The sequence below is a fragment of the Acidimicrobiales bacterium genome (assembly GCA_035316325.1).
In the GTDB taxonomy this organism is placed as follows: Bacteria; Actinomycetota; Acidimicrobiia; order Acidimicrobiales; family VFJN01; genus DASXTK01.
Genome location: DATHJB010000216.1, coordinates 1 through 23,940, shown reverse-complemented (window position 1 = coordinate 23,940; position 23,940 = coordinate 1). Strand labels below are relative to the sequence as shown.

Genomic DNA, 23,940 nt, shown 5'->3' with positions numbered 1-23,940 from the left:
AATCTCGACAGAGGTGGCGCCATAGCGACCACTCCTGTCGAGATTTCGGTCGGGATCTACCATCACGGCCGTGCCGGAACCGGGGCGGACGATCGTGCTCTACGACGAGCAGTGCGTCGTCTGCCAGGCCGGCGTCGCCTGGGTGCGGTTCTTCGACCGGCTCGGCGCCACCGAGTGCCGGCCGGTCCAGCGCAGCGACGTACAGGCCCTCCACCCGGACCTCGACGAGCTCACCTGCCTGCGTGACCTCCACCTCGTCACCGCCGACGGCGAGGTTCTCACCAACTGGCCCGCCGTCCGCCACCTGCTCGGAGTGCTGCCCGCCTTCGCCCCGGTCGCCCGGCTGGCCGCCACCCGGGCCGGATCGCGGCTGGGCGAGCGCATCACCCGGGCGGTCACCGAGAGCCGCTGGGAGCTGATCCGGGCCCGAGGCGGCATCCCCCACCACGGCGTCGAGCCGCGACCGCTGTCGCCGTTCGGGCCGTTCTGGGCCTGCTACACCGCCGAGCTGCTGCTGCGCCTGCCGATCGTCCTGGCCGCCACCGTGTCCCGCCAGCTCGGCCAGGTCGGCGCCTACGCCCAGACGTGGGGCCGGCAGGTCCACCTACTCGACGACCGCCTCACGATCTGCTTCCTGTCGGGCCTGCCCACGGCCGTCGTGCCGATCCTGTTCGGCGAGCGCTTCACCCTCTGCGTCTACGACGGAGTCGCCGTCGACCCGGGCGCCACCCGCATGCGGCGCAGCATCGACCGTCACCTCGCCCACCTCGCTCGCCGCGGCCCCACGATCGACACCGTGACCGCCACCCACGCCCACGAGGAGCACGTCGGCAACCTCGAATGGCTGGCGGAGCGGACCGGCGCCCGCCTCGTCGTCCCGCCGGCCGTCGCCCGGCAGCTGCACGAGCCCTACCGGTTGCCCTGGTGGCGCAAGGCGGTCATCGGCGACATCCCGCCGCTGTCGCCCCTGAGCGCCGAGACGGTGGACGACCGCCTGCCGACCCGCCACGGTGCCCTCGACGTGCTCCCCGCCCCCGGCCACAGCTCCGACCACGTGGTGTTCCACGACCCCGACGAGGGCGTCCTGCTGGCCGGCGACACGTTCCTCGGCGCCTACTTCTCCACCCCGAACGAGGACGTCGACGGCGACGCCCTGGTCACGACCCTCGAACGCCTCCTCGACCTCGACATCTCGGTGCTGGTGGAGGCGCACGGCCACGTCCACACCCAGCGCGCCGACGTGCCCGACGTCCCCGGCGTGGTGGTGCGCCAGGACCCCAAGCAGGCCCTGCGCCGCAAGCTCGACTGGCTGACCGGCGTGCGGGCCCAGGTCGCCCGGGGCCGGGCCGACGGCCTGTCCGAGCGGGCCATCGAGGCCACGTGCTTCCCCTGGGGCGCCGCCTGGTCGCTGGAGAGCAAGGGCAGCGACGAGATCGCCCGCCTCCTCACCGGCGGCCGCTTCTCCCGCACCCAGGTCGTCCGCAGCTTCCCGGCCTGAGCCGGCAGCCCGGCCCGGCGCCTACGTCCGGGTCTTGTTGGCGGTCTTGATCAGCAGCTCGAGGCTGACGTCGACGGGCAGCGCCGCGGCCTGCAGGCGGGTGAACAGCTCGTCGTAGCGCTTCACCGCCGACTCCTCGGTGAGCATCAGGTCGTCGGTGACGGTGTCGACCGCCACGACCACCGGGTCGCCCGGGTCGGGGAAGGTGTAGATCGAGAACGCCGAGCGGGGCACGGCGTAGCCGTCGATCACCGCTTCGATCGGAAGCACCTGCACGGTGGTGTGGGGCTCGCCGTTGACCCGGGCGGCGACGTGGTAGAGCTGGGCCTTGAGGACCTCGGGCGGTGCGGCCACCCGCCGGATCGCCAGCTCGTCGATGATCACTTCGTAGGTGGGCCCGCCGGGACGGCGCAGCATCCGCTGCCGCTGGTTGCGGGCCTCGATCACCTTGTCGGCGGCGTAGCCGGCCGGACCGGAGCGCTTCTCGGCGTCGATCCGCGCCCGGGTGAACTCGGGCGTCTGCAGCAGGCCGGGCACGAACGTCATCTGGAACTCCCGGATGGTCTCGGCGCCGGCCTCGAGGTTGGCGTACAGCGCCTGGCGCTCGCCCATCGCCTTGTTCGACTCCCACCAGCCCCGCTCGCCGGCCTCACGGGCGATGGTGACGATCTGCGTCCAGCGCTCGCCGTCGACCTCGAGCGCGTCGAGGATGCGGATGATGTCGGCCTGGTCGACCACGTGGCCGTTCTCCAGCCGCGAGATCTGTGCGCGGCTCTGACCGATCGCCTTCGCCAGTTGCTCGTGGGTGAGTCCCGCCTGCGTTCGCAGCGACCTCAACTCGGCCGCAAGTCGCATGCGACGTACGTAAGGGCTGATCATTCGGTCCTCCGGACAGCCGCCTCTCCCGCACATTACGTGGTCTTGCGCGCGCGGGCTACTGATACCCACGTCAGAAAGTGCAACGACTGCACTTGCAGGATGCCCTCTGTCGATAGATACTGCACATTCAGGAAGTTTGGACAGTACAGGTAAGTGGTCCGACCGAGTCACCGGTCAGTACGGAAAGGGGTGATGTGGTGACTGAGCCGAGCAGGTTTACCAACTGGCGCAAATCCACCATGTCGAGCGCGGGCGACAACTGCGTCGAGGTGGCTTTCGCTGCCGACGGCTACGTGGGGGTGCGCGACTCGAAGGAGCAGGGGCTGGGCCCGGTGCTGGAGTTCACGCCGTCGGAGTGGGATGCGTTCCTCGACGGTGCCTCGAAGGGGGAGTTCAACCGCAGGTAGCCGTCTGACCTGCCGAAATACCTGGCCGGAGCTGTCGTCCACCTGCGACAGCTCCGGCCTTTCCCGTTTGTGACAATCCTGTCAACCAAGGGCCGAAACCCTTGCGGTCGGGCCCGTACGGATGGATACTGAGGACGGTCAGTAATTCTGGACTGTGCAACTCGCAGAGCTGACGCAAGGTCCGATCCGTATCAACAGCAGCCATGAAGGATGGGGAATGGCCGTTGCAACAGGTGGCGGAACGACGTGAATCTCCTCGCAGAGCCTCCTCGCGGCCCAGGCCGCGTGACCGGCGGACTCCTCGGTGTCGCCGGAGCTGAGGCCTGGCGCGGCGCGCCCGGCGGCTTCGAGGCCGGGGGACCCGTGACCGCAGCGCTCCTCGACCTCGGCCGCAGCTACGTCACCGACGAGGACAACCTCGACGCCGAGGCACCACTCGACGTGGCCTGCCGCCACCAGGGCGTCCCGGCAACCGGATGGCTGCTCCCCGTGGCGGTCGCCCGGGCCGGCAGCGACCTCGTCGACGACACCCTCCTCCTCGCCGCGGCGGCCGGCGCCACGCCCGACGTGCTGGGCGCCTGCCTCACCTACGTGACCCTCGCCTCCGAGCTCCTCGACGCGCAGACCGTGCCCGTCGCGATCGAGCTCGCCACCTGCAAGCCGATCGCCGTCGCCGTCGCCGAGGCCACCCGCCCGGCCAGCGGCTCCCAGCCGACCCGGCCCCGGCTGTGCGGCATCGGCCCGATCGACGCCGTGAACGCCGGCATCTGGGCGCTCACCCAACCCGGCTACCGGCTGGCCAGCCTGGCTGCCAGCCTCGCCCACTGGTGCGAGCCGTGGGTCGCCGCTGCGGCCGCCGGCCTGCTGGGGCTGCGCGACGGCTGCGCCGCCGTCCCCGCCCAGTGGTACCGCCTGGTGGGCGCCGCCCAGGACTGCATGGACCTGGCACCCGAGCTCTTGCGCAACGACCCCTACCCGCACGTGCGGGAGAGGATCGCGACGTCGTCGCTGGCCTCCTGAAGGTCGCTCCGGCGCGAGACCGCGTGGCCGTGCCCCCCTCCTGACCGGGGAGGCACGGCCACGCAAGCAACGGCGTCGCCTGGCTGGCGGGCGGTCAGGCGGCGCCGTTGCTGCAAATGCTGTCCTGGTGGTCGGCCCACTGGTCGACCGGCAGCATGTGGTAGCTGCCGTCGGAGCAGGTGAGGTCGGTGTGGACCTCGCCGAACGTGCCGACGTCCGGGTCGTCGTCCCAGCCGGGCGCCGACCAGACGTGCACCATCCAGGGGCTCACCGGCAGGATGTTGCCGCCGGCCGCCTGGCACTGGGCGTCGGTCGACTGCCGGTCGAGGCCGAACGGCACGTCGATCTCGCCGTCGGGCTGGTACTTCAGGCAGAGCTGCTCGTGGTAGTGCCACACGTCGTTGGGCCCGGCGAAGCCCTCGGGCTCGGTGTCGCTGAGCGACAGGTACATGAAGCCGGCCACCTGTGACGTGGGCTCGGTGCCCTCGTAGATGATGGCCAGCGGGTGGAGCAGCGCGGTGCGGTCCATGACGCCGGCGCGGTTGGTCTCCTCCGGGCCCATCCTCCCGTAGTGGGCGCCGATGCCGGGGAAGTAGGGGCCGATGCGGCGGTAGCCGTTGGCCTCGGCGGCGGCGACCGTCGGGTTCTGGGCCGCCACCTCCCGGGTCACGGCCAGCTGCTCGTCGAGGTCGGCCTGGGTGGCGGCGTCGAGCTCCTCGGCGACGATCTCGTGGTGGTGGCCGTTGCGCAGCGACGACAGCCCCCGGTCGTCACCCGTGCTGGCGGCGGCGGGGTTGGCCATCGCCTCGTGGTCGTGGCCCGAGCCGGCGGCCTCGTCGTGGCCGTCGCCGTGCTCCCCGTGGCTGGTGTGGGCGTGGTTGCGGGCCGACGGCGACGCCAGGGCGACGCTGGCGACGACCACCACGACCGCCGCCGTCGCGGTGACGGTCGGGAGCGACCGTCCGAGCGCGGCCCCGAGCGTCGGCCGGAACAGGGCGACGGCCGCCAGCGCCACCAGCGCCAGCTGCAGGCCGACGGTGGTGAGGTCGATCAGCGAGGCCGACTCGGCGTGACCGGCGTGCGGCCCGAACGGCGAGCCCGCGGTGCGCGTCACCGCCCACGCCCCCACGAACAGCAGGTTGGCGGCGAGGCCGAGGCGCAGCAGCTCCCGGCGGGAGCGGGTCAGCACCAGCACCGCCCACGCCAGCTGGAACCAGCCGGCGACCGCGAAGGCGACGCCCTCGAGCGCCCACTCGTCCATGTGCGACGGGACCATCGCCAGGTGGATCACCCCCGCCGCCCCCGACAACGCCGCCAACAATGCGCGGAGCGGCTCGCCCTGCCCAGACCGGACGTCACTCATCTCGTTCTCCCCCCAGTACCTGTCCCCGCCCTGGACTATGACAGGTTCCCCTCCGGATTGGGCGACGATCACGTGTAGCTGCGGGCCTGGAGGCCGTACAGCTCGGCGTACAGGCCACCGGGGCGGGCGACCAGCTCCTCGTGGGTGCCGGTCTCGGCCACCCGGTTGCCGGCCACGACCACCACGAGGTCGGCGGTGCGGACCGTGGAGAAGCGGTGGCTCACCAGCACGGTGATCGCCCCGGTCTCCTGGGCCACCACCCGGGCGACGCCGGTGAAGTGGTCGAACAGCTCGTGCTCGGTGGGGGCGTCGAGGCTGGCGGTGGGCTCGTCGAGCACCAGCAGCAGCGGCGCCGCCCGCATCATCGCCCGCGACACCGCCACCTTCTGCCACTGGCCGATCGACAGCTCGGTGCCGTCCTCGAACTCCCGTCCCAGCTGGGTGGCCAGGCCCTGGGGCAGGACCTGGTGGAGGTCACCGGCCGCGGCACGGGTGGTCGCCTCGGCCACCGCCGCGTCGTCGTCGGCGTGCGGGAGCCAGCCGACGCCGATCGAGTGGCGGGCCACCAGCTGGAGGTGGGCGAAGTCCTGGAAGGCACCCGACGTGCGGACCCGCCAGTCGTCCACCGGGATGTCGGCCAGGTCGACGCCGTCGACGGTGATGCGCCCGGCGGTCGGCTCGTAGAAGCGCAGCAGGAGCTTGACCAGGGTCGTCTTGCCGGCACCGTTCTCCCCCACGATCGCGACGGTCGACCCTGCAGGGAGGTGCAGGTCGACGCCGTCGAGCACCGGGCGGTCGGTGCCCGGGTAGGCGAAGGCGACACCGGCGAACGTGATGCCGTCGCGCAGCGTGTCGGGCGCGGCCGCGGGGCGGGCGGGCGCGGTGGCCGCCTCGGTCTCGGCGACGTAGCGGGTGAGCCAGCGGTAGCGGCTGACGGCCCGGGAGGTGCGCGAGAACCAGGTGGCGTTGTCCACCAGCTCCGCCAGCTGGCCGTTGATCTGGGCACCCAGGCTCAGCGTCAGGACGACCGCACCCACCGACAGGGCGCCGTCGACCACCTGGCCCGCCACGAACCCGACCGCGGTCATGTAGGCGACGGCGAACAGCGCCCAGGCCACCGACAGGGTGAGGGCGGCCCGCACGTCGACCGCGGCGTGGCGGCGCTCGATGCGGCGCATGAGCTCCTGGTAGCGGTCGACCAGCTCGTCGCCGAGGTCGAAGATCCGCACCTCCTTGCCCGCCGCCGGCTGGGTGGCCAGCTCCATCAGGTGGATGCCGAGGCGGCTGTCCTGGGCGGTCTGCTCGCGGGCGTCCTCCCACCAGGCCTCGGCCCGCAGGCCCAGGACCAGGGCGGGGACGCCGGCCAGCGGCAGCAGCCCCAGCGCCGGGTGCAGGCCGGCGAACACCGCGATCGTGGCCACCAGCTGCACCACCGCGGCCAGCGACCAGGCGATCGGCATGAACGGGTTCACCAGGTAGTGGCGGTCGCTGCGCAGGAGCTCCATCTGGTCCTGGTGCTCGGGGCGCTCGTGGTGCTCCAGGCTCGGCGCCCGGGCCGACAGCTCGATCACCTCCTCGTCGAGGAAGAGGATGGTGTGCTCCCGCAGGCGCATACGGACGGTGACCGACGCCCAGTCGAGCATCCGGTTGGCGGCGGTGAGGCCGGCGACGATGGCGACGCCGCGCAGAGCCGTGCCCGAGTCCTGGGCCACGATCCCGTCGGCCATGACTCCGAGGCCGATCGCCCGGAGCGGCCGGGTGACGGGGACGAGCGCGGTCGCGAGGAGGGCGCCGATCGAGCGGGTGCGGTCGGCCCGCCACGACGACCGCAGCATCACCCCGAGGTTGGCGAGGGTCTCAGGCACGGCTCAACTCGCCGTCGTCGTCGCGGAAGCGGGCGGCCTGGAGGTCGTACATCACCGCGTACCGCCCACCGGCGGCGACCAGCTGGTCGTGGGTGCCGTCCTCCACCACCCGGCCGTGCTCGACCACCACGATCCGGTCGGCCCGGCGCACGGTCGAGAAGCGGTGCGACACCACGATCGTGGTGAGGCCACGGGTGAGGTCGAGGAAGCGGTCGTAGACCTCGGCCTCGCCGCGGACGTCGAGCGCGGCGGTGGGCTCGTCGAGCACCAGGACGCCGGCGCCCGCCTGCACGGCGTAGACGGCCCGGGCCAGGGCGAGGCGCTGCCACTCGCCGCCGGACAGGTCGGTGCCGTCGTCGAACTGGCGGCTCAGCACCGTGTCCCAGCCGTGCGGCAGCTTGGCGACCACACCCTGGGCACCGGCCGCCGATGCCGCTCGATCGAGCCGCTCCGGCGTTCGCTCGACGTGGAGGGCGCCGAACGCGACGTTGTCGGCGGCCGACAGCTTGTAGGGGACGAAGTCCTGGAACAGGGCCGCCATCCGGCGCTGCCACGAGGCGGCGTCGAGGTCGCGGAGGTCGACGCCGTCGGCGGTGATGCGCCCGCCGGTCGGCTCGTAGAGGCGGGCCAGCAGCTTGACCAGCGTCGTCTTGCCGGCGCCGTTCTCCCCCACGATCGCCAGCGACCGGCCGGCCTCGATCTCCAGGTCGAGGCCGTCGTACACCGGGACGGTCGTACCCGGGTAGGCGAAGTGCACGCCTTCGAACCGGATGGCCCGCCGGGGCAGGCCGTCGGCGTCCCGCTCGCCGACGGTGGCCCTGGTGGGCACGGCTCGCTCCAGCGCCCGGAGGCGGCGGGTGGCGGCGGCCGCGTCGGCGACGAAGAGGAAGCCCTCGCCGAACTGGCTCAGGCTCGACGCCGCGATCGTCACCTGGGCGTAGACCAGCGCCGCCGCCAGGCCGATCCGGCCGTCGACCGCGGCCTGCGCCACCAGGGCGATCGCCCCGCCCTCGATCGCCAGCAGCATCCCGGCCACCGCCAGGGCCACCGGCCCGCCGCTGCGGCGCCGGCGCCACACGTCGTCCATCACGGCGAGGTACTCGCGGCGGTAGCTGCCGCGGAGCCAGCCGGCCAGCGAGAACACCCGGGCCTCCTTGGCCGCCTCGGGCTCGACCGCCAGCCGGCGGACGTACTGTGAGCGGCGCAGGCCCTCGGTGCGACCCATCACCGCGGCGGTCACCTGGCCCCAGTGCCAGCGGCGCCAGCGGTAGGCCACCACGTGGGCGACGCCGAGACCGGCGGCCAGCGGTGGCGAGAAGCCGGCCAGGAGCACCAGCGACAGGAGCCCCTGCAGGCGCTGCGCCAGCACCTGGTAGGCGTGGTAGACGCCCATCCCCGGCGTCGCCACGGTGACCACGCCCTGGGCCTGGGCCATCAGGTCGAGCACGGCCGGGTCCTCCAGGTGGGCGACGCCGCGGGGACGCGACACCGCCCGCATCACGTCGACCGTCAGCGCGGCGTCGACCCGCCGCATCAGCGCCGAGCTCAGCGCCTCCCGCACCGGGCCGGCCACGTGCACGGCGAGGTACACGAGGGCGGCGACGACGAAGGCGGGCGCCACCCGGCCGGTCGTGTCGTCGCCCGCCCGCACCGCCTCCTCGGCCCGTCCCGCCACGATTCCGGCGGCCACGTTGAAGGCCGGCGGCAGGCACGCCGAGAGGACCGCCACCCCGCCGGCGACAGCCGCCAGGAGGGGGCTCGCATCACGGGCCGCCCGCAACAGGACCGCCCGGTCCCCCACCGCCGCCACCCACCCGTTCCCCTCCGCCACACCCCCAGTGTGACCGCCCTCCAGTGCGGTGGTCCTGCGAGATTCCCGGGTTGAAGCAGGGGGTTGTACCCCCAACATGACCCATGCGCCGTGGTCGGCATGGTGCACGCCCGGGAGCCGCGGCCCGCCCCGGCCAAGGCACCGACACCCGACACGACCCTGCAGGAGAGATCGTCCGGCGCCTCGACGCCCTCGAGGCCCGGCTCGCCAGATGACCGGGCTACCTTCCCCGGTGATGGCGACGGGCGACGGGGTGGGGAGACGGAGAGCGGTGGCGGCGGCGGGGACCTCGTTGTTCCTCGCCTTGGCGCCCGGTGTGGTGGCCGGGGTCCTCCCCTGGTGGCTGACCGGGTGGGATGCCGGCGAGCCGGCGTGGGCGGTGGGCGTCCGGGTCCTCGGCGGCGTGCTGCTCGTTGCCGCGGGGGTGGTGATCCTCGTCGCCTTCGCACGGTTCGTGGTCGAGGGTGTCGGTACGCCGGCGCCGGCCGCACCGACCGAGAAGCTGGTGGTCGGTGGCCTCTACCGCCACGTCCGCAACCCGATGTACCTGGCGGTGGGGACGGCGATCGTCGGCCAGGGCCTGCTGCTCTCCCGCCCGGTGCTGCTCGCCTACGCCGCGGTGATCACCGCGGCCAACGCCGCCTTCGTCCGCTGGTACGAGGAGCCGACGCTGCGACGCCAGTTCGGCGGCGACTACGACACCTACCGCCTCGCCGTACCCGGCTGGATCCCCCGCCTCCGCCCCTGGGACGGGGCCTGACCCGAGGCGCGGGCGCTCAGTACTGCGGGAGGGCGGAGGCGATCAGGTCGGCCATCGCCTGGGCGCCGGTGCGGCTCAGGTGGATGCCCTCGCCGTCGCCGAACCACTCGGGATGGGCGGATGCCGCGGTGTGCCAGTCGAGCACCCGCAGGTTGGGCCAGCGGGCGGTGGCGGCGGTGATCACCGCGTTGTTGCCGGCCTCGTAGGACCGGGGCTCGTGGAGGGTCAGGGCGATCACCAGGCGCTGGTCGGCCACCTCGTACATCAGGGCGTCGAACTCCTCGGCCGACATGGGGCCGTTGTTGCCCTGCTGGATGACGACGGCGCCGCCCAGGTGACCGGCGCCCCGGGCGGCCCGCAGCGCGTCGACCCCGCTGGGGATGTCCTCGTCGCCGCAGCCGTCGCCCCGCCAGGTGGGCTGGCGGCAGCCCCGGGCGTCGACGTTCACCGACCAGCCCGGGATGCCCTGGATGGTCGACACCGCGCCCCGCATCACCGAGTCGCCCACCGCCAGGAGCGTGTGGCGGATCGGGGCCGGCAGCGGCGGGGCGGTGCGGGTGAGGGCGAGCATCTCGGGCGACTCGGTGAAGCCGACCGCGATCGAGCCCCGCGACTCGCCGGCGTCGAGGCGGGCGGTCCAGGCGGCGAGGCCGGTCGGGTCGACCTTGCGGCGCAGCACGTCCTCGTAGAGCGACGACACGAACCGATCGCTGGGCTCCGAGCCGTAGCGGCCGGCCAGCACCTCGTCGGCGAGGGCGGCCAGCGGGGTGCCGTCCAGGTAACGGGCGACGGCGGCGTCGAGCGTCGGACGGTCGGGCCACGTGCCCTGGAGGCCCAGGTAGAGCCGTACCACCGAGTGCTCGATGCCCGGCGGGGCGAGCAGCGGGCGGGGCGGGACGGGCGGTGCCGTGCCGGTGCGGGCCACGTACTCGGGCGACTCGCTGAGCGCCACCAGCAGGGCGACTCGACTGGCGCCGGCGGCCAGCTGGTCCGTCCACAGCGTCCGGTCGGCGGGCCGGGGTGCCCGGTCGAGCAGGTCACGGTAGATGCGGTCGACGTACTCGGCGTCGCGATGGGCGCCGTAGGCCTTCACGAACTCGGGGCCGGCGGCGACCTCCTCGCCGAGCTGCAGCAGCGGCTCGCCGTCGCGGTAGCGGCTGACCAGCCCGTCGACGCGGGTGCCCTCGGGGCGGCGACCCTCGGAGGCGAGCAGCAGCCGCACGACGGAGTCCTCCACCCCGGGCTCGGCCAGCGGCAGCCGCGTCGGCCCGGCGGCCTGCTTCGACGGGACCGACGAGTGGTGGTCGTGGACGACGAAGGCCGCGGTCGCCGCCAGTGCCACGGCCCCCGCGGCGAGCCAGCGGAGGCGCATCGACTCATCGTGGCACCGGCGACCCCACCGCGCGCGGACGGGTCCTCTTCGCAGAGCTCAGTCGTCGTCGACGATGGTGCCCAGCGCCAGGGGGTCGTCGAGGGTGACGGTCGAGGGGGCGACGACCAGGACCGCGAACTGCTCGTCGGCCTCACGGCGGCGGTCGCCGCGGACCTGCACCGGCAGGTCGACGCTGGTGGCCCCCGCCGCCAGCGTGCGGCAGAACACCGCCAGGTCGAAGTCGTTGCCGGCCGACGCCGTCAGCGGCAGGGTCACCAGGCACACCGGCGTGTCGACGGCCAGGGGCCGCGAAAGGCGGGCCGTGAACGTCGCCGGGCGGCGGCCGCTGTCGCCCTCGGTCACCGACACGTCGGCGACCGTGAGGTGCGGCCGGCTGTCGAACCGGGCGACCTGCGGGTCGTGGTCGCTGAGGCCGCGGGCGCCGTCGCCGGGGTGGTCGGCCGGCCAACCGGCGTTGACGTGGGCGATCCGGGCCTCCACCAGGTCGTCGTGCAGCCGGCCGTTGACGAACAGCTGGTCGAGCGTCTGGCCCTGCCCCTGGAACACGTAGGAGTAGGCGGCGCTGGGCGACTCGGCCACCAGGTCGTCCCACAGGTTGAGCAGCCCGGCGTCGTAGAGGGGGCCGAGCTGGTCGGACGGGAACAGCGGGTCGCCGGGGGCGAACGGGTCGTCCGGGCGGGGGAAGACGTTGAGGTCACCGCCGTAGACGACCCGGGCGTTCGGGTCGGCGGCCTCGATCGCCTCGACGATGGCGGCGCCGTAGGCCGCCTGCTCGGTGCGCTGGCCCACCCGGCCGTCGGGGCCCGAGGAGAAGTGGTTGCTGATCCCCCACACGTCGAACGCATCGGCCGAGCCACCCGAACCCGGTTGCGCCTTCACCCGGAAGCGGGCGACCTGCGGGGCTCGCGTGTAGACGTCGCTGCCGTCGGTGCCGGTCGACGTGTCGACGTCGTCGGGCAGGTCGGCGTTGAGGGCCTTCGGGTTGGCGACGTCGGCGTTCGACGCCAGGCCCGGCGCCCGGTAGTCGACCCCGGGCGAGCTGCCCAGCACCGCGTCGCCGGCCGCGGCGGCCGGGAGGCTCACCCGGTCGGTGCGGTAGAGGAAGCCGGAGACGATGCCCCGGTCGTCGGCGCCGTCGCGGTCGAGGGCGGCGTCGTAGGTGCCGCCACCCGCCGCGGCGACGGCCAGCGCCAGCTCCTGCAGGGTGTCGGGCTTGCCGTCGCCGGCCTCGGCCCCGCCACAGGCCAGCGCACCCGTTGTCACCGAGCAGATGTCCTGGTCCTCGCCCTCCTGGGTGAAGAGGATGTCGGGCGAGTGCAGGTCGTTCTTGATCTGCTGGGCGATCTCGCCGAGCCGGGCCTGGTAGACGGCGTCGCTGGCGGGCACGTAGTCGAACGGCGGAGCCACCCCCGGGCACCCCGTGTTGCCGACGAAGTCGCAGCCGTCGTTGTGGTCGTCGCGGAAGTCGTAGAGGTTCTCGACGTTGTACGACGCGATCGCCACCTCCCGCCGGCGGTCGGCCGCCGCGGGCGGCAGGTTGGTCGACGGGTCGGTGCCCGGCGTGAACGCCGCCGACTCCACCTGCACGCCGAACTTCTCGAAGGAGAAGAAGAGGCCACCGACGGCGTCACCCTCGAGGGTGTCGAACAGGCGAGCGGGTGGCAGCAGCGTGAACGAGTCGCCCGACTGGGCCTTCACGCCCAGGCTGGCGAGCATGATGCGGTTGCCGTTGCCGTCGTCGAACAGCGGGTCGGGCTGGTTGTCGAGCGGGTGCGGGTCGCGGAACACCCGGCGGGCGTAGGGGTCGGTGCGGTCGAGCAGCGGGTCGTCGGGCCGGACCACCCACACCTCGGCGTCGGCGGTCCCGGGGAAGACGTCACGGCCGCTGGTCGCCACCGAGCCGGACGGCACCCGGATGCGCTGGCCCTCCCGGCGCTCCCAGTAGCGGTTGGCGGCGGCCAGGTCGGTGGGCGGGGCGGCCTCGGTGACCACGACGTCGGCATCGGGGTCGTGCCCCGTGCCCACCACCTCCACCAGGCGGGGGCTGCTCAGCTCGGTGAGGGCGAAGAACTCGACGACGCTCGCCCGCAGCACCATCTCGTCGCCCACCTGGGGCAGGTAGGCGGGGCCACCGTCGACCCGCAGCAGCGTTGTGAACCCGCCGATGAACACGAAGACGCCGTCGGACGTGTTCGGGTCGGCGTCGGCCGTGGCGGGGGTGTTCTGCAGGAAGAAGCCGTGCTGCAGAGCACCCGACGACGTACGGGCCAGGGTCTTCTGGGTGACGACGCCCTGCACGAACACCTGCTGGCCCTCCAGCGGCGACTCGAAGGTGGCGCCGTCGGTGGTGTCGGTGACCGCGCCCTGCACCTCGCCGATGGGCCGGAGGACCGGCGGCGGCGTGGTGGTCTGGTCGCCGGGCAGCCCGATGCCGTCGAGGGTGTTCTGGGGGAAGCCGTTCCACTCGACGCTCGGGTCGAAGGCGTCGGCGCCGTCGGTGTCGCCGGCCTCGATCCCCGGCTTGCGCCGGATCGTGTTGTCGGCCGTGCCGACGTCGCCGCCGCCCCACTCGGTGCCGGGGTCGAACCCGATCTGGCCGATCACGTCGACCAGGGCCCCTGCTCTCCGAAGCGCGACCGCGTCGTCGCCGTTCCAGTTGGCGACGGCGGGAGCGAGCTGGTCGGCCTGGGCCACGATCAGCGGGTCGGCGTCGGCCCGCGACATCACGAACACGTCGCCGCTCGCCACGGTGCCGGTGAGCGCCACCGTCTGGCTGGGCGCCGCGGCGCCGTTGCTGTAGAGCTCGAGCGTGTAGCCGCCGGCGGCCAGGTCGACGGGCGCGCCGGTGCCGTTGGAGATCTCCACCGCCTTGTTGAAGCCGCTGCCCTCGATGTACTCGGAGAACAGCAGCTCGGTCGGCGCCGCCGCGACCGGTGGCACCGCCAGCGTGACCGAGACGACCGCCAGGAGCGCGACCGCGCCAACGGTGATGACCCTGCCCGACAACCTGCCCATCGATCCTCCCCGAGATCTCCGCCTTGAGCCGGACAGTACGACCCGTGTCCAGACGCCCCCTTGCGGTCGCGCGACAGGTGGGTGAACAGTCGGAGTCGGCGTGGCGACGCTGCGGCCGGCCAGGCCGAGCAGCGTTACCCTCGGGCCACGTGGAGCCGCCATCGCCTGCGCCGCCCGAGTCGCCGGAGTCGCCCGACCTGAGCGTCGGCGCGCTGGTGCGGCAGGCCGTCACCCGGTCGGTCGGCCAGCTGCTGCGCCACGACCCGGGTGCCCGGCGCGGCGATCCCGACGACGTCCACAAGTTCCGGGTCGGCACCCGCCGCCTCCGGTCCGACCTGGGGACCTTCCGCCTGGTGCTCGACCCCGAGTGGGCCAAGCCGCTGCGCCGCGAGCTGTCGTGGCTGGGCGGTGAGGTCGGCGCGGTGCGCGACCTCGACGTGCTGCTGGAGCGGCTCACCGCCCAGGTGGCCACCCTGGCGCCCGTCGACTCGACCGCCGCCGACTCGCTCGTCGGCCACTTCCGGCGGGCCCGGGTGCGCGCCCACGCTGCGCTGCAGCAGACCCTGCTCGGCCAGCGCTACACCGACCTGCTGCACGACCTCGTGACCGGCGCCGAGACGCCCCGCTTCTCGCCGCCGAACGCCGCCCTGCAGTCGGGGCGCGAGCTCGGGGCGGAGGTGGGCCGGGGGGTGTGGGAGACGCTGCGTCAGGCCGTCGACGACCTGCCCGACGACCCGCCCGACGAGGAGCTGCACCAGGTGCGCATCCTCGCCAAGCGCTGTCGCTACGCCGCCGAGGCGGTGGCGCCGGCGATCGGGCCGGATGCCGCCGCGTTCGCCCAGGCCATCGCCGACCTGCAGACGGTCCTGGGCGACCACCAGGACACCGTGCTCACCGAGGCGGCGCTGCGCCGGGCAGCCGACGCACTCCCCCACCTGGCCCCGCTGGCCGGCGAGCTGATCGTGCGGGAGCGCACCGACCGCGCCCGCCTCCGCGCCGAGTGGCCCGCCGTCTGGGAGGCTGCCGCCGCCGAGGACCTGCGCCGCTGGATGGCCCCGCCCCCGCCGGTGTGACCCACCCACCCCGAAATTGCGTGCGTGGTGGCCCTGGAGCGGCCACAGGCCACGCAATTTCCGGGGGTCAGACGTAGCCGCGCATGACGACGGCGTCGGCCACCCGCTGCACGCCGAGGGCGAAGGCGGCGGTGCGCAGGCTGATGTGGTGCTCGTCGGCGCAGGCCTGGGTGTCGCGGTAGGCCTTGGCGAGCCGGTCGGCCAGCTCGGTGAGGAACCGCTCCTCCTTCCACGTGAACTGCTGGATGTTCTGCGTCCACTCGAAGTAGGAGCCGGTGACGCCGCCGGCGTTGGCGAGGATGTCGGGCACCACCACCACGCCGCGGTCGGCCAGGAGCTTGTCGCCGCCGGGGGTGGTCGGGTAGTTGGCGCCCTCCACCACGATCTTCGCCCGGATGCGCTCGGCGTTGGCGTCGGTGATCACAGGGCCGAGGGCGGCGGGGATCAGCACGTCGACGTCGAGCTCCAGCAGCTCCGGGTTGCCCACCGCCTCGACGCCGTCCTTGCCGACCGCGTCGACCACCGAGCCGCCCGCGCGGGTGGCGGCGGCAAGGGCCTCGATGTCGAGCCCCTCGGGACGGACGACGCCGCCGTGCACGTCGGACACGGCGACCACAGTGGCGCCCCGCTCGACCAGCTCCCGCGCCGCCCACGAGCCCACCTGGCCGAAGCCCTGGATGGCGACCCGCTGCTGGGCCAGTTCGAGGCCGAGGTGGGTGCACACGGCGTCGAGCACGTAGATGGCGCCCCGGCCGGTGGCCGACTCCCGCCCCGGCGCCCCGCCGAACGCCAGCGGCTTCCCGGTCACGATCGCCGGCGAGTAGCCGTGCAGCAGCGAGTACTCGTCCATCATCCACGCCATCACCTGGGCGTTGGTGTTGACGTCGGGGGCGGGGATGTCGCGGTAGACGCCCAGCACGTGGTGGATCGAACGGGTGTAGCGCCGGGTCAGGCGCTGGATCTCACCCTGGCTCATGGTGGTGGGGTCGACCTCCACCCCGCCCTTCGCGCCGCCGAAGGGGACCTCCAGGAGGGCGGTCTTCCAGGTCATGAGCGCCGCCAGCGCCCGCACCTCGCCCAGGTCGGCCGACGGGTGGAAGCGCACGCCGCCCTTGTACGGCCCGCGGGCGCCGTTGTGCTGCACCCGGAAGCCCCGCACGACGGTGAGGTCGCCGTTGTCGAGGCGCACCGGCACCTGCACGGCGACCTCCCGGTAGCTGCTGCCCAGCACCTCCTGCACGTCCGGGTCCAGGTCGATGATCCGCGCCGCCTCGGCGAAGTAGACGTTGACGGCCTCGACCGGGGAGAGCTCCATGCGCCGGACGGTACTCACCTTCCCGGAACCGGAGATGGACGGGCGGTGTAGGACGGCGCATGCAACGACGACGTGGTGCTGCGCTCCTCCTGCCGGCGATCCTGCTCCTGTCCGCCGCCTGCTCCGACGACGACGGAGGCGGGGCCGGGGACGGCGACGGGGGCGGGGGCAGGGCCGGGGAGGTCGATTCGGCTGTAGTGGACGTCGTCGCCCGGGGCCTCTCCGCGCTGCCGCGGGCCGACTTCCGCGACGACGAGGAGCCCCGGTGCGTCGCCGAGGCGATCGTGACGGTCGTGGAGATCGAGCGGCTCGAGGAGCTGGGCCTCGACGTCGACGGCCGCACGCCGCCGACGCTGCACGGGCCCGACCTCACCGCCGAGGAGGGCGACCTCCTGTACGCCGCCTACGACGGCTGCCTCGACTTCGAGAGCCGGGACGTCGAGAACTTCACCGCCGACGGGCTCACCGAGGCCCAGGCCCGCTGCGTCTCCGGCGCCTACCGCGGCTCCGGCATCCCCCAGGCCCAGCTCCTGGAGCGCGTGCCCGACGGCACCATGCTGCAGGCCTCGGCCAACGCCCACCTCGACTCGTTCATGTCGGCGCTGCGGACGTCGTGCCGCGACTGGATCACCGAGTGATCGACACCGAGCGGGCGGTGGTGAGCAGCTCGTCGTAGGGCAGGTCCGACTCCAGGCGGTACTCCAGGCCGGCGTCGATCCACAGCAGCACGGCCCCGGCGGCGACTCGGCGGTGGGGCGTGACCAGCACGTGGTCGCCGCCGACGAAGACCGCCGACTCGCCCAGGCCCGGCACCCGCTCGGCCGCGGCGAGCTCGTCGACCACCTTCGTCACCCGGATGGCCGCGGGATCGGCGGTCGGCCGCACCCACAGCGTGGTGGCGGCCTCGTCCCAGCCCAGCAGCACCCCGCCCTCGGGCATCACCGCCAGCAGGTCGGGGTCGCCCAGGTCGACGGTCGGCAGCGGCCGCCCCAGCTCGGTCTCGGCCCGGGCGGGCGACACGGACTCCAGGCCCGACGCCACGGGCGGGAGGCCCGACGGGTCGGCACCCGGGGCGGCCTGGCGCTCGATCCGGGTGTGGCCGATGCCCAGCCAGTCGCCGACCTGGGCAGCGGCGTCGCGCACCGGGGCGACCACCGTCGCCGCGCCCGCCACCACCAGCACCGCCGCGGCGACGAGCCCCACCGCCCGGCGACGCGGCCGCGACGGACGGGCGCCGTCGCCCTCCCCCTCCCACGGAACGGGCGGCGGGACCACCAGGTGCTCCCCGACGCTGGCCAGCACCGCCTCCAGGTGGGCGTCGGTCACCACTCCTCCTCCCGGTCGCGCTCCAGCTCCACCCGCAGCCGGGCCACCGCCCGGGACAGGCGCGACTTCACCGTGCCCGCCGGCCGGCCCAGCACCTCCACCATCTCCCGCTCCGACAGCTGCTCGAAGTGGCGCAGGGCGATCACCAGCCGGTCGTCCGCCCGCAGGCGGTTCAGCGCCGCCACCACCCGCTGCCGCTCCACCTCGGTGACGACCAGGTCCTCCGGGGTCGCCACGACCTCGGCCGCGGCCCGCACGGTGGCCCGCAGCGCCAGGTTCGCCCGCCGCCCCCGGGAGCGCCGGTCGTTCCGGGCGGTGTTGGCGACCACCCGCAGCAGCCAGGGTCGGAACGCCCGGTCGGGACGGAACCGGCCGATCGCGCGCCAGGCCCGCTCCGACGCCTGTTGCACCACGTCGTCGGCGCCTTCGGCGGTGCCGAGGACCACCGTGGCCACCCGCAGCGCCGAGCGGCGGTGCACCCGGACCAGCTCCCCGTAGGCGTCGGCGTCGCCCGCCTGGGCGCGCCGGACCAGCTCCCCCTCGTCGGAACCGCGACGACGGACCGCACCGGTCAACACACCCCTTCCTACACCGCGCCCGGGCGGTAGGTTCCGTCGGTGGCCGACGACCGGAAGCGCCGCTGGGTCCGCCTGGTGCAGCGCTACGTCCTCAACCCGCCGATGAAGCTCGCCGTGTGGGCGGGCCTGGCCCCCGGCCTGGTGCTGGTGGAGACCCGGGGCCGGCGCAGCGGCAAGCGGCGGCGCAACGTGGTGGGGATGCTCCTCGACGGCGACACCGGCTGGGTGGTCGCCGAGCAGGGCCGCTACGCCGGCTACGTGAGCAACATCGAGGCCGACCCGCAGGTGCGGGTCCGGATCCGACGGCGCTGGCGCGACGCCCGGGCCGAGGTCCTCCCCGACGACGACCCCGAGGCCCGCCTGGCCACCTTCGGCCGGAGGAGCCACGAGGCGTCGGTCCGCGGCTTCGGCACCGACCTGACGACGGTCCGCTTCGACCTCGCCTCACCCGAAACCTCGACACAGGTGGCTACATAGCCGCCAGTTCTGTCGAGATTTCGCCCAGGATGTCCAACGCCAGGTCGAGGTCGGACTCCTCGATCACCAGCGGCGGCGCCAGGCGGACCGTCGAGCCGTGGGTGTCCTTGGCCAGGACGCCCCGGGCCAGCAGCTGCTCGCAGACCGCCCGGCCCGACGGCACCGCCGGACCGAAGTCGACGCCCGCCCACAGCCCCCGCACCCGCACGGCCGTCAGCGCCGGCCCCTCCAGCTCGGCCAGGCGGGTCGCCAGGTGGTCACCCAGTTTGGTGGCCCTGGCCTGCAGCTCGCCGGTCGAGAGCAGCGCCAGCACCTCTCGGCCGACGGCGCAGGCCAGGGGGTTCCCCCCGAACGTGCTGCCGTGCGTCCCCGCCGTCAGCACGCCCAGCACCGAGGCGTCGGCCACCACGGCCGACAGCGGCACGATCCCGCCGCCCAGCGCCTTGCCCAGGATGTAGACGTCGGGCACCACGTCCTCGTGGTCGCAGGCGAAGGTGCGCCCGGTGCGCCCCAGGCCCGACTGGATCTCGTCGGCCAGCAGCAGCACACCCGCCGACGAGCAGATCTCCCGCACCTCCCGCAGGTAGCCGTCGGGCGGCACGATCACCCCCGCCTCGCCCTGCACCGGCTCGACGAGGAACCCCACGGTGTCGTCGGTGATCGCGGCCCGCAGCGCCGCGGCGTCGCCGAACGGCACCGACACGAACCCCGGGGTGAACGGCCCGAAGCCGTCCCGGGACGACGGGTCCGACGAGAAGCCGACGATCGTGGTGGTGCGGCCGTGGAAGTTGCCGTCGCACACGACGACCTGCGCCCGGTCCGGGGCCACGCCCTTCACCTGGTAGCCCCAGCGCCGCGCCAGCTTCAGCGCGGTCTCGACGGCCTCGGCGCCCGTGTTCATGGGCAGCACCATGTCCTTGCCGCACAGCTCCGCCAGCGCCTCGGCGAACGGGCCGAGCTGGTCGTTGCGGAACGCACGGCTGGTCAGCGTCAGTCGCCCCAGCTGGGCCTGAGCCACCGCCACCAGACGAGGGTGGCGATGGCCGAAGTTGAGCGCCGAGTAGGCGGAGAGGAGGTCGAGGTAGCGGCGGCCCTCGTCGTCGACCACCCAGGCGCCCTCGCCCTCCACCAGCGTCACCGGCAGCGGCGAGTAGTTGGGGGCGACCCAGCGGGCCTCGAGGTCGCCCGCGTTCACGACCGCAGCTCCAGCGTGCAGCACTTCACGCTGCCGCCGCCCCGGAGCAGCTCGGACAGCTCGACCGGCACCGGCTCGTAGCCGGCGTCGGCCACCCGCTTGGCCAGGCCGTGGGCGGGGGCGGGCAGGAACACGTGGGTGCCGTCCGACATGGCGTTGAGCCCGAAGACGTTGGCGTCGACCTCGTCGGCCACGATGGCATCCGGGTAGCGGCGCTCCAGCTCGTGCCGGCTGGCCTCGGAGAACGCCCCGGGGTGGTAGGCGATGCGTCCCTCGGCGCCGTCGAGCACGAACAGCGCCGTATCGAGGTGGTAGAAGCGGGGGTCGACCAGCTCGAGGCTCACGACCTCCCGGTCGAACAGCCGCGACACCTCGGCGTGGGCGGCGATGTCGGTGCGGAACCCGGTGCCGCCCAGGATCACGTCGCCGACCACCAGGAGGTCGCCCTCGCCCTCGTGGACGTGGCTCGCCCGCTGCACCCGGAAGCCGTTGGCCTCGAACCAGCGGGCGTAGACCGGCTCCTCGCCCCAACGCTCGGGGTGGTGGAAGCGGGCCAGGTAGGCGATGCCGTCGAGCACGAGAGCGCTGTTGGCGGCGTACACCATGTCGGGCAGCCCGGGCTCCGGCTCGACCAGCTCGACGGTGTGCCCGTGCGCCTCGTAGGTCGCCCGCAGCCCCTCCCACTGGTCGATCGCCGCCTGGTGGTCGACCGGCACCTGCGTGTGCATCCACGGGTTGATCACGTAGACCACGTCGAAGTAGGTGGGAGGGCACATCAGGAGACGACGGGGCATGCCTTGGACGTTAAGGGCGCTTCACGGCCACTACAATGCGTCGATCTTGCGTTAGGAGGTCGATCTGTTGCTTCGAGACGAGCTAGACCGCAAGATCGTTGCGCTGCTGGTGGAGAACGCCAGGACGACGTACGCCGAGGTCGGCGCCACGGTCGGGCTGTCGACGCCGGCGGTGAAGCGGCGGGTCGACCGGCTGGTGGAGTCGGGGGTGATCCGGGGGTTCACCGCCCTGGTCGACCCCGAAGCCCTCGGCGGCGGCACCGAGGCGTTCGTGGAGCTGCACTGCCGCAGCCGCACCGACCCCGAGGAGATCCGCTCGATGGTGTCGGCCTTCCCCGAGGTCGTCGGCGCCTACACGGTGACCGGCGGCGCCGACGCCCTGCTCCACGTGCAGACCGGCAGCATCAGCGAGCTGGAGTCGGTGATCGAGCGCCTCCGGGCCCACCGCAACGCCGAGCGCACCAACAGCCAGATCGTGCTGTCCCGCCTGGTCCACCGCCCCACGGCGTAGCCCCGACAGCGAAATGTGCACGGAAACGCACGGAAAACGTGCGCAGCGGTGCACATTTCGGCGGGTCGCTAACGCAGACCCGTCGCCAAGAGCAGGTCGCCGTCGGTCTCCGTGGTGTCACCCAGGCCCGACAGCCGGGACAGCGCCCGGAACTGCGACTTGGCCATGTGCACGGCGGCCTCGGGCTTGGCCGCGAGACGACCCGCCCAGGCGTCGACGGCGGCGTCGAGCTCGTCGGCCGGCACCGCCCGGTGGACGAGACCCCAGCCCGCCGCCTCGGCCCCGCTGACCGGCTCGGTCAGCAGGATGAGCTGCCGGGCCCGGGCGGCGCCCACCTCGTGCACGAGCCGGGCGGTCCCGCCCCAGGTCAGCGGCAACCCCAGGTCGACCTCCGGCAAGCCCAGCCGGGCGTCGACGGCCGCCACCCGGAAGTCGCACGCCAGCGCCAGGCACAGCCCGCCGCCCAGCACGTTGCCGTGCAGCCGGGCGATGGTCACCACCTCGGCGTCGGCGATCGCCCCGACCGCCCGCCGCCCCAGCTGCGACCACCAGCGCCGCTCCCGCTCGCCCGCTCCCCCGCCGCGCGCCATGTGCTCCGACCCCGGCGGGGCGGTGAGGTCGGCACCGGCGGAGAACGACGGTCCCCGTCCTCCCAGCACCACCACCCGCACGTCGAAGTCGGTGGCGAACGACTCGTAGAGGGCGACGAGATCTTCCAGCGTCGCCGTACCCAGCGGGTTGAGCTTCTCGGGGCGGGAGAGCCACACCCGCACCACCGGCCCGTCCCGCTCCACCTCGATCGGTGTTGCTGCCATGCCAGGAGCTTCCGCCAGGGCGGCCGGCGGAACAAGTCGTACGTCCACCGGGTTGGACGATGGCGTGACCGTCGCCGACATCCCCCTGTCCGTGCTCGACCTGGCGCCGATCGGCGAGGGCTCGTCGCCCACCCAGGCGCTGCGTGCCTCGGTCGAGCTGGCCCGGGAGGTGGAGCGTCTCGGTTACCACCGCTACTGGGTGGCCGAGCACCACAACATGCCGGGGATCGCCAGCTCGGCGCCGGCGGTGCTGCTGGCCCACGCGGCGTCGGTCACGTCGACCATCCGCATCGGCTCGGGCGGCGTGATGCTCCCCAACCACGCCCCGCTGGTGGTGGCGGAGCAGTTCGGCATGCTCGAGGCGCTGCACCCGGGGCGGGTCGACCTGGGCATCGGCCGGGCACCGGGCACCGACGGCCTCACCGCCAGCGCGTTGCGCCGGTCGAAGCAGAGCCTCTACGTCGACGACTTCCCCGAGCAGTTCGGCGAGCTGCAGGCGTTCTTCAGCGGCGGCTTCCCCGAGGACCATCCCTACCGTCGCATCACCGCCGTCCCCGGCCAGGGCAACCAGCCGGCGATCTGGCTGCTGGGGTCGAGCGACTACAGCGCCCAGGTGGCCGGCATCCTCGGCCTCCCGTTCTCGTTCGCCCACCACTTCGCCGCGCACAACACGCTGCCGGCGCTGGCCGCCTACCGGGCCGCGTTCCGGCCGTCGGACGTGCTGTCGGAGCCCTTCGCCATGCTCGGCGTATCGGTGCTGTGCGCCGCGACCGAGAAGGACGCCAAGTGGCTGGCGGGGTCCGGGGCGCTGGCGTTCGTGCGGCACCGGACGGGCCGGCCCGGGCGCTACCCGACGCCCGAGGAGGCCGAGGGCTACACGTTCACGCCCGGCGAGCGCGAGCTGCTGCGCGAATGGACGGCCTCGTCGGTGGTGGGCTCGCCCGACTCGGTGCGCCGTCAGCTCGACGAGCTGGTCGAGCGCACCGGCGCCGACGAGCTGATGATCACCACCATGACCCACGGCGCCGACGCCCGCCGCCGCTCCTACCAGCTGGTCGCCGAAGCGGCCGGGCTGCCCTCCCCCTCGTCCCCCACGCTCGTCTGAAATTGCGTTCGTCGGCCCGCTCCATGCGGGTTTTCGAACGCAATTTCGGATGGGGTCATGCGGGTCTGAAGCGGCTCGCGAGGACGAACCCGAAGAACGCCACCAGGGTCACGGTGGGGCCGGGCAGGTCGAGCAGCGCGCCGGCCGGGGTCGGGCTGCGGACCAGCGTCGAGACCGACCGGTCGACCCCGTTCAGCGAGATCTGCTGGACGACGGTGCGCGACGCGGGCTCGCGGTCGACGACCACCCGCAGCTCAGCCGTGGCCATGTCGCCGGGCGCCAGGCGACCCAGCCGGCAGTCCGCCCGCCGGCCGACCACCGCGCACGTCCCCGCCGGGCTCGACGCGCTGCGCAGGGCGACGGGCGCCGACAGCACGTCGACGAGGCGCACGTCGTCGACGACCTGCGCACCGTCGTTCCGCACGGTGACCACCACGGTGGCCGTCTCCCCGGCGACGAGCGGCGACGGCGCCATCGCCGCGCCCACGCCGAGACGGACCGGCTGCACCGGCGGGGGTGGCGGTGGCGGCAGCGGCAGCGGCGGTGGCGGGAGTGGCAGTGGTGGCGGCATGGTCGTCGTGGTCGACGGAGGCGGAACGGTCGTCACCGGCGGCGGCACCGTCGTGGTGGTCGTCGGTGGCGGGGGCAGGGGCCGCGGCGGCGCAGTCGTCGTCGTGGTGGTGACCGGCGGCGCAGTCGTCGTCGTGGTGGTGACCGGCG

At 73.7% G+C, this 23,940-nt stretch carries 22 protein-coding genes; 9 read left to right on the top strand and 13 right to left on the bottom strand.

What is annotated here, in order from left to right; translation table 11 throughout:
- The first annotated feature begins 70 nt into the window (after positions 1-70).
- Positions 71-1,498: an MBL fold metallo-hydrolase gene (locus tag VK611_28260; protein ID HMG45259.1), complete on the top strand. Its 1,428-nt coding sequence runs from the start codon at positions 71-73 to the stop codon at positions 1,496-1,498.
- Positions 1,499-1,519: 21 nt separating this feature from the next.
- On the opposite strand, the gene VK611_28255 is transcribed toward VK611_28260, so the two are convergent.
- On the bottom strand, positions 1,520-2,353 hold the full coding sequence (locus VK611_28255) for a helix-turn-helix transcriptional regulator (GenBank protein HMG45258.1): 834 nt from the start codon (positions 2,351-2,353) through the stop codon (positions 1,520-1,522).
- Positions 2,354-2,574: 221 nt separating this feature from the next.
- Between VK611_28255 and VK611_28250 the strand changes: the two genes are divergently transcribed.
- Positions 2,575-2,784, top strand: a complete 210-nt coding sequence (locus VK611_28250) for a DUF397 domain-containing protein (GenBank protein ID HMG45257.1) — start codon at positions 2,575-2,577, stop codon at positions 2,782-2,784.
- A gap of 363 nt (positions 2,785-3,147) precedes the next feature.
- Positions 3,148-3,804 carry a hypothetical protein gene (locus VK611_28245; protein ID HMG45256.1) on the top strand — a complete coding sequence of 219 codons (657 nt, stop codon included), beginning with the start codon at positions 3,148-3,150 and terminating at the stop codon, positions 3,802-3,804.
- A gap of 94 nt (positions 3,805-3,898) precedes the next feature.
- Here the strand turns inward: VK611_28245 and VK611_28240 are convergent, their stop codons facing one another.
- From VK611_28240 to VK611_28230, 3 genes are all read right to left on the bottom strand, one after another.
- Positions 3,899-5,167 (bottom strand): hypothetical protein, encoded by a 1,269-nt coding sequence (locus VK611_28240; GenBank protein HMG45255.1) that lies wholly within the window; start codon positions 5,165-5,167, stop codon positions 3,899-3,901.
- A gap of 68 nt (positions 5,168-5,235) precedes the next feature.
- Positions 5,236-7,032, bottom strand: coding sequence for an ABC transporter ATP-binding protein (locus VK611_28235; GenBank protein HMG45254.1), 1,797 nt, complete (start codon positions 7,030-7,032; stop codon positions 5,236-5,238).
- Positions 7,025-8,863: an ABC transporter ATP-binding protein gene (locus tag VK611_28230; GenBank protein ID HMG45253.1), complete on the bottom strand. Its 1,839-nt coding sequence runs from the start codon at positions 8,861-8,863 to the stop codon at positions 7,025-7,027. The genes VK611_28235 and VK611_28230 overlap by 8 nt, the downstream gene beginning before the upstream one ends.
- Before the next feature lie 235 nt (positions 8,864-9,098).
- Between VK611_28230 and VK611_28225 the strand changes: the two genes are divergently transcribed.
- On the top strand, positions 9,099-9,623 hold the full coding sequence (locus VK611_28225) for an isoprenylcysteine carboxylmethyltransferase family protein (GenBank protein HMG45252.1): 525 nt from the start codon (positions 9,099-9,101) through the stop codon (positions 9,621-9,623).
- 16 nt (positions 9,624-9,639) lie between these two features.
- Here VK611_28225 and VK611_28220 read toward each other — a convergent pair whose 3' ends face one another.
- Together VK611_28220 and VK611_28215 are read right to left on the bottom strand one after the other, a co-directional pair.
- Positions 9,640-10,995, bottom strand: a complete 1,356-nt coding sequence (locus VK611_28220) for a DUF4214 domain-containing protein (protein HMG45251.1) — start codon at positions 10,993-10,995, stop codon at positions 9,640-9,642.
- Between the two features lie 57 nt (positions 10,996-11,052).
- The gene (locus VK611_28215; GenBank protein ID HMG45250.1) at positions 11,053-14,031 is read right to left on the bottom strand and encodes a lamin tail domain-containing protein; all 2,979 of its coding nucleotides are present in this window, start codon (positions 14,029-14,031) and stop codon (positions 11,053-11,055) included.
- A 149-nt stretch (positions 14,032-14,180) separates the two neighbouring features.
- Here VK611_28215 and VK611_28210 point away from each other — a divergent pair, with 149 nt between their 5' ends.
- Entirely contained in the window at positions 14,181-15,104 is a 924-nt protein-coding gene (locus VK611_28210) for a CHAD domain-containing protein (GenBank protein HMG45249.1), read from the top strand.
- A gap of 67 nt (positions 15,105-15,171) precedes the next feature.
- Here the strand turns inward: VK611_28210 and VK611_28205 are convergent, their stop codons facing one another.
- Entirely contained in the window at positions 15,172-16,419 is a 1,248-nt protein-coding gene (locus VK611_28205) for a Glu/Leu/Phe/Val dehydrogenase dimerization domain-containing protein (GenBank protein HMG45248.1), read from the bottom strand.
- 59 nt (positions 16,420-16,478) lie between these two features.
- On the opposite strand from VK611_28205, the gene VK611_28200 reads away from it, so the two are divergent.
- Positions 16,479-17,057, top strand: coding sequence for a hypothetical protein (locus tag VK611_28200; GenBank protein HMG45247.1), 579 nt, complete (start codon positions 16,479-16,481; stop codon positions 17,055-17,057).
- Here VK611_28200 and VK611_28195 read toward each other — a convergent pair.
- Both VK611_28195 and VK611_28190 read right to left on the bottom strand, forming a co-directional pair.
- The gene (locus VK611_28195; GenBank protein HMG45246.1) at positions 17,047-17,745 is read right to left on the bottom strand and encodes a hypothetical protein; all 699 of its coding nucleotides are present in this window, start codon (positions 17,743-17,745) and stop codon (positions 17,047-17,049) included. The two genes, VK611_28200 and VK611_28195, sit on opposite strands and share 11 nt — an antisense overlap.
- Positions 17,742-18,320, bottom strand: coding sequence for a sigma-70 family RNA polymerase sigma factor (locus tag VK611_28190; GenBank protein HMG45245.1), 579 nt, complete (start codon positions 18,318-18,320; stop codon positions 17,742-17,744). The genes VK611_28195 and VK611_28190 overlap by 4 nt, the downstream gene beginning before the upstream one ends.
- 42 nt (positions 18,321-18,362) lie before the next feature.
- On the opposite strand from VK611_28190, the gene VK611_28185 reads away from it, so the two are divergent.
- Entirely contained in the window at positions 18,363-18,800 is a 438-nt protein-coding gene (locus VK611_28185; protein HMG45244.1) for a nitroreductase/quinone reductase family protein, read from the top strand.
- On the opposite strand, the gene rocD is transcribed toward VK611_28185, so the two are convergent.
- Together rocD and VK611_28175 are read right to left on the bottom strand one after the other, a co-directional pair.
- The gene (gene rocD / locus VK611_28180; protein ID HMG45243.1) at positions 18,793-19,995 is read right to left on the bottom strand and encodes an ornithine--oxo-acid transaminase; all 1,203 of its coding nucleotides are present in this window, start codon (positions 19,993-19,995) and stop codon (positions 18,793-18,795) included. The two genes, VK611_28185 and rocD, sit on opposite strands and share 8 nt — an antisense overlap.
- Positions 19,992-20,789, bottom strand: a complete 798-nt coding sequence (locus VK611_28175) for an arginine deiminase-related protein (GenBank protein HMG45242.1) — start codon at positions 20,787-20,789, stop codon at positions 19,992-19,994. The genes rocD and VK611_28175 overlap by 4 nt, the downstream gene beginning before the upstream one ends.
- A 67-nt stretch (positions 20,790-20,856) precedes the next feature.
- Here VK611_28175 and VK611_28170 point away from each other — a divergent pair, with 67 nt between their 5' ends.
- Entirely contained in the window at positions 20,857-21,300 is a 444-nt protein-coding gene (locus VK611_28170) for an Lrp/AsnC family transcriptional regulator (protein HMG45241.1), read from the top strand.
- Between the two features lie 68 nt (positions 21,301-21,368).
- Here the strand turns inward: VK611_28170 and VK611_28165 are convergent, their stop codons facing one another.
- The gene (locus tag VK611_28165) at positions 21,369-22,115 is read right to left on the bottom strand and encodes an enoyl-CoA hydratase/isomerase family protein (GenBank protein HMG45240.1); all 747 of its coding nucleotides are present in this window, start codon (positions 22,113-22,115) and stop codon (positions 21,369-21,371) included.
- 64 nt (positions 22,116-22,179) lie between these two features.
- On the opposite strand from VK611_28165, the gene VK611_28160 reads away from it, so the two are divergent.
- Positions 22,180-23,220: an LLM class flavin-dependent oxidoreductase gene (locus VK611_28160; protein HMG45239.1), complete on the top strand. Its 1,041-nt coding sequence runs from the start codon at positions 22,180-22,182 to the stop codon at positions 23,218-23,220.
- A gap of 55 nt (positions 23,221-23,275) precedes the next feature.
- On the opposite strand, the gene VK611_28155 is transcribed toward VK611_28160, so the two are convergent.
- Positions 23,276-23,791, bottom strand: coding sequence for a hypothetical protein (locus VK611_28155; protein HMG45238.1), 516 nt, complete (start codon positions 23,789-23,791; stop codon positions 23,276-23,278).
- Between the last annotated feature and the right edge of the window lie 149 nt (positions 23,792-23,940).

Bases quoted from the DNA above. Each gene is read 5' to 3' on its own strand.
- VK611_28255 (HMG45258.1), bottom strand. From the start codon at position 2,353: ATGCGACTTGCGGCCGAGTTGAGGTCGCTGCGAACGCAGGCGGGACTC.
- VK611_28240 (HMG45255.1), bottom strand. From the start codon at position 5,167: ATGAGTGACGTCCGGTCTGGGCAGGGCGAGCCGCTCCGCGCATTGTTG.
- VK611_28225 (HMG45252.1), top strand. From the start codon at position 9,099: ATGGCGACGGGCGACGGGGTGGGGAGACGGAGAGCGGTGGCGGCGGCG.
- VK611_28220 (HMG45251.1), bottom strand. From the start codon at position 10,995: ATGCGCCTCCGCTGGCTCGCCGCGGGGGCCGTGGCACTGGCGGCGACC.
- VK611_28215 (HMG45250.1), bottom strand. From the start codon at position 14,031: ATGGGCAGGTTGTCGGGCAGGGTCATCACCGTTGGCGCGGTCGCGCTC.
- VK611_28205 (HMG45248.1), bottom strand. From the start codon at position 16,419: ATGGAGCTCTCCCCGGTCGAGGCCGTCAACGTCTACTTCGCCGAGGCG.
- VK611_28200 (HMG45247.1), top strand. From the start codon at position 16,479: ATGCAACGACGACGTGGTGCTGCGCTCCTCCTGCCGGCGATCCTGCTC.
- VK611_28175 (HMG45242.1), bottom strand. From the start codon at position 20,789: ATGCCCCGTCGTCTCCTGATGTGCCCTCCCACCTACTTCGACGTGGTC.
- VK611_28165 (HMG45240.1), bottom strand. From the start codon at position 22,115: ATGGCAGCAACACCGATCGAGGTGGAGCGGGACGGGCCGGTGGTGCGG.
- VK611_28155 (HMG45238.1), bottom strand. From the start codon at position 23,791: ATGCCGCCACCACTGCCACTCCCGCCACCGCCGCTGCCGCTGCCGCCA.